This window comes from Slackia sp. (assembly GCF_977041755.1).
Genome location: NZ_CDRRGL010000132.1, coordinates 1 through 4675 on the forward strand (window position 1 = coordinate 1; position 4675 = coordinate 4675).

Genomic DNA, 4675 nt, shown 5'->3' on the forward strand with positions numbered 1-4675 from the left:
GAATCACCGCGCCATCGATGCCGGCGCCACCGCATTCGTGAAGATTGACATTCCTGCCGATTGGGCCACCTGCCCCGATAAGGAAGACACCACCGAGCTCGAGGGCCGCCCCGAACTCGTGAAGCAGGTTCGCGAAATCATGGAGCCTGTTGGCCGCATGGTTGGCGACTCGCTGCCCGTTTCGGTGTTCGCCGATCACGCCGATGGCCAGTTCGAGCAGGGCGCTTCCGCTTACGAAAAGCGCGGCGTTTCCGTTACCGTTGCCAAGTGGAATGCCGAGAAGTGCACCCAGTGCAACAGCTGCTCGTTCGTGTGTCCGCATGCCACTATTCGCCCGTTCGGTCTGACCGACGAAGAAGTCGCCGCAGCGCCTGCTGGTCTGGAAGTTCTGCCCATGAAAGGCAAGGCGAAAGACCTGAAGTACACGCTCGCGATTTCCCCGCTCGACTGCATGGGCTGCGGCGTGTGCGTAGGCGCTTGTCCCTCCGGCGCGCTTTCCATGGTGGGCGCCGAAGGCGAAATGGCCCAGCAGAGCATTTTCGACTACTGCGTGTCCAAGGTTGCCGACAAGCCGCAGATCGAGGACCAGACCCTGCGCGGCAGCCAGTTCAAGCAGCCGCTGCTTGAGTTCTCGGGCGCCTGCGCCGGTTGCGCGCAAACGTCGTACGCGCGTCTTATCACGCAGCTCTACGGCGACCATATGTACATCTCAAACGCCACGGGCTGTTCTTCGATTTGGGGTGGACCTGCGGGAACGTCGCCTTACACGGTGAACAAGCAGGGCCATGGCCCGGCGTGGTCGAACTCGCTGTTCGAGGACAACGCCGAGCACGGCATGGGTATGCTGCTTGGCTATGAGGCTGTGAACAACATGCTCGCAGCCGACGCCGAGAAGCTCATCGCGACCGGCGTTGAGACCGACGTTGCCGACGCCGCCCAGGCGTGGCTTGAGGCTCGTAGCGACAAGCATGCCGCTCGCGAAACCGCCGATGTGCTCGTCGAGAAGCTTTCCGCCATCGCTGCCGGCGAGGGCGAAGCGGCCAAGCTCGCCAAGGAAATCCTCGAGAACAAGGCTTACCTGTCGAAGAAGTCCATCTGGATCTTCGGCGGCGACGGTTGGGCGTACGACATCGGTTACGGCGGTTTGGACCACGTGCTCGCGTCGGGCGAAGATGTGAACATCTTCGTGTTCGACACCGAGGTGTACTCCAACACCGGCGGCCAGGCTTCCAAGGCTTCCAACATCGGTCAGGTTGCGCAGTTCGCTGCCGCCGGCAAGGAAGTCAAGAAGAAGTCGCTCGCCGAAATCGCGATGGCATATGGCTATGTGTACGTGGCGCAAATCGCCATGGGCGCCAAGCCGGCCCAGACCATCAAGGCCATCACCGAGGCCGAGGCATACCATGGCCCGTCGCTGATCATCGCTTACTCGCCCTGCGAGATGCACTCCATCAAGGGCGGCATGGTGAACTGCCAGTCCGAGATGAAGAAGGCTGTCGACTGCGGCTACTGGAACCTGTTCCGCTTCAACCCCGAAGGCGCGCCGGGCAAAAAGTTCGTGCTTGACTGCAAGGAGCCCGCGGGAGGCTATCGCGAGTTCCTGATGAACGAGGCTCGCTACAGCCGACTCACGCGCGAGTTCCCCGAGCGCGCGGGCGAGCTGTTCGAGCGCAATGAGCAGGCCGCAATGGATCGCTACCAGCACCTGTTGAAACTGAAGGCAATGTACGACGCCGAATAGGCCTATCGTCAGGCACAACGCGCTTTATTTGGCGCGCTCATGAAGAAAGCTCCCATATGGGAGCTTTCTTTTTTTGTGCGATGAGGAATGTGAACAAAGGTCGAGTGTGGTGCCAAAGGCTAAGGAAGTGCTTCGGGTGGGGAAGGCGGGATTGGGCAAGGCGGGGCACCGAATGGTTGCATCGGCGGTGCCCGGAAAACGAAGGACGAGCGCCCGGCGGCATTCGCTTTCTGTGCGTTGCTGGTGCTTGCCCTTTCGCTGAGTTTTTGCGCCCCGTGCTTTTTCCTAATTCCAGGGGTCGGCCTGAAAGAGCGGTTCGGGTGTTGGCGGGCGGTCGGAATAGGGGTCGTAGCCGTCGTCGTCTTCGGTTTCGGCACGGCGGAAGGCGTCGTGTTTGGGCGAGGGCTGCTTGTTGGTGCCTGAGGCGTCGAGTGTGGCGTTTGCGTCTGTCGCGGCACTGTCGCCCTTGGTCGAAGCGTCGTTTCCGGCCAAAGCGTTGCTTTCGGCTTCTTGCTGCTTCCAGCCTTCGAGAATGGGCTCGATGTAGGCAAGCGGCGCCACGTGCACTGTGCCGCAGAAGGCAAAGGCGTAGGGTGTTTCGAGGCCGGGTTTGGAAGCGATCATGGTCACGGTTTCGTGCGCCTTCAGACAGGGTTCGGCCGCTTTGCCGGTTTGCGCCGAAAGGCCGCTCGGCACGTCGGCCGCAACGATGCGCGCGCCGCGTGAGCGCTGCTTGTTTGCGAGGCGAATCCATGCGTCATAGGGCGCGAGCACAGTGTCGCCCGAAAAGCCGGTGCCCAAAATGGCATCGACAATCACGTCGGCTGCGGCAAGCAGGCAGGCGAGTTCGTCGCAGCTCGGTGATACGTGAATCGCGATTGCTTCGGGTTCGGCATGCTGCGCGGCAGTGGTTTGAGGCGCGGTTGGGGCCAAGGCTGCAGTTTGGGACGGGCTTGCCGTTTGGTGCAAGCCCGCACCCGGCGTGTTTGCTGGTTCAGATGCAATCGCTTCCGTTAAGAGCGCCTGCTCGTGGGCGGGTTCGACCGAAATTTCGCGTGCCGGGCGTTTCGTTAAAAGATCGACCGCGCAGCCCATGGAGGCCAGCTCTCGTGCGGCAACCCATCCGTCTCCGCCGTTGTTGCCCGAGCCGCACAGAATCGCGATGCGGGGCGCTGCTTGGTTTTCGTCAGAGGCGTTGCTCGCTTCAGCGGTCTGGCCGCCGCTGGAAGCACGGCACGCGCTGTCATTTTGGTTGTCGCGGGGAGCATGGCTGACTACGCTGGCAGGGCGATGCACCGTATTGCTCGCGTCGCCCTGCCGGGCCGTTGCTCGAGCTTCGTCGAACGCCGCCATGGCCAGCGCACGTCCGGCGCGTTCCATGAGCGTTGAAAGCGACGTTCCACTGCTGGCGATTTCTTTTTCAAGTTTCACGATATCGGCTACGGGCAGTACGTGCTTCTCGGTTTCGCCAAGAAGCGGCAGCAACGTTTTGCCGTAGGCGTCGACCAGGTCGGCGAGCTTCTTTTTTGCGTTCGCGGGGCTCGTCGAGGGCAGCGTGGTGCATGGCACGCCCAACGTGGGCTCGATGAGCTTGCGATAGAGCTCGCTGGCTTTCGTTCCCGTGGCGAATACGGCGCGAATATCGGCTGCGTCGAAAATGCGCGCAAGGTTGTTCGGCTGCGCGTCGCGAATGCTCGCATCGCTCGCGCCCTCGATTTCGCATGATGCGAGCACGTCCCAAAGCGCAATGTGGTGGCGCAGCAGCATATCGCGCTTCTCCTCGATGGCTCGAGGCGCCGGCTCGTCGAAAATCGCGGCGAGCACGCGCCAGAAGCGATTCTGGGGGTGCCCGTAGTAAAAGCCCTGTTCGCGCGATGCGGGCGAGGGCATGGTGCCCAACAGCAGCACGCGGCTGCGGCTATCGAACACAGGTTGGATTTCATGGGTGACGGTCGTTGCGTCCATTGTGGCCCCTTCGCGTGGGTAATTTCGTTCGAAGCTATCATACGTCTCGCGGCGCCGCTTAGGCGTAGATAGCAAGAATCGTTAGAACCCTGCTATTGTTATGGGCGGCTCGCCTATATGAAGGCTCGATTGTTTCAAGCGTGGCTCAGTGCGGCGGGTTTTTCTTGGCGGGGCGATGGCTGGCCGTCGTCAACTGGGGTTCGTCGTTGTCGGCAGCAAAGGCGACCTTCCTTCATGACGCTATGGCAGGCATCGTGAGCTCGCGCATGCTTGGCTTCGCCGCTGCGCTTGATGCTGTAAGCGTATTTTTCCTTAAATTGATATCGTATAGGTATCATATCCTTGCCACCAGTCGGACGCGGTGCTACTATGCGCTCGCGAAAATAACGAAGGGGGTCGCATGAAACGACGCGTTATCCATATTGACGAAGAGAAGTGCACGGGTTGCGGCCTGTGTGTGCATGCGTGCCACGAGGGCGCGATTGGCCTGGTGGGCGGCAAGGCGCGCCTTTTGCGCGACGATTATTGCGACGGGCTTGGCGACTGCTTGCCTGCGTGCCCCGAAGATGCCATCGAATTCATCGAGCGCGAGGCTGCGGCCTACGATGAGGCAGCCGTGATTGCCGAGAAAATGCGTCGTGCACAGGCCGAGATTCATGCAAGCATGCCCGCGGGCGGCTGTCCTGGCTCCATGGCGAAAACGATTGTGCGCGAAGTCGAGCCGGGTGCGGTGTCGGAAAGCGGCCAAGCTGCTCCTGTCCATGTCGTGAACAGCGCCTCGAATGCGTCTTCGTTCGAAAATCCGTTTCCGGCGCCTGCGGGCGGCGTTTCAACGGTGGTGAACGTGCCTGCACGCCTGTCGAACTGGCCTGTGCAAATAAAGCTCGCGCCTGTGAATGCCCCGTATTTCCAAGGCTGCGATTTGCTTGTGGCTGCCGATTGCACGGCGTTCGCCTATGGCGCCTTCCA

3 protein-coding genes are annotated in these 4675 nt (G+C 61.3%); 2 read left to right on the top strand and 1 reads right to left on the bottom strand.

The genetic code is table 11. The features are described 5' to 3' along the window. Positions 1-1741 (top strand): 4Fe-4S binding protein (locus ACWI8T_RS08225; RefSeq protein WP_449138590.1); only part of this gene is annotated, 1741 nt, incomplete at its 5' end. 285 nt (positions 1742-2026) lie between these two features. On the opposite strand, the gene ACWI8T_RS08230 is transcribed toward ACWI8T_RS08225, so the two are convergent. Beyond that, positions 2027-3706, bottom strand: coding sequence for a DNA-deoxyinosine glycosylase (locus ACWI8T_RS08230; RefSeq protein ID WP_449138591.1), 1680 nt, complete (start codon positions 3704-3706; stop codon positions 2027-2029). Between the two features lie 400 nt (positions 3707-4106). Between ACWI8T_RS08230 and ACWI8T_RS08235 the strand changes: the two genes are divergently transcribed. Beyond that, positions 4107-4675 (top strand): ATP-binding protein (locus tag ACWI8T_RS08235; protein WP_449138592.1); only part of this gene is annotated, 569 nt, incomplete at its 3' end.

Bases quoted from the DNA above. Each gene is read 5' to 3' on its own strand.
- ACWI8T_RS08230 (WP_449138591.1), bottom strand. From the start codon at position 3,706: ATGGACGCAACGACCGTCACCCATGAAATCCAACCTGTGTTCGATAGC.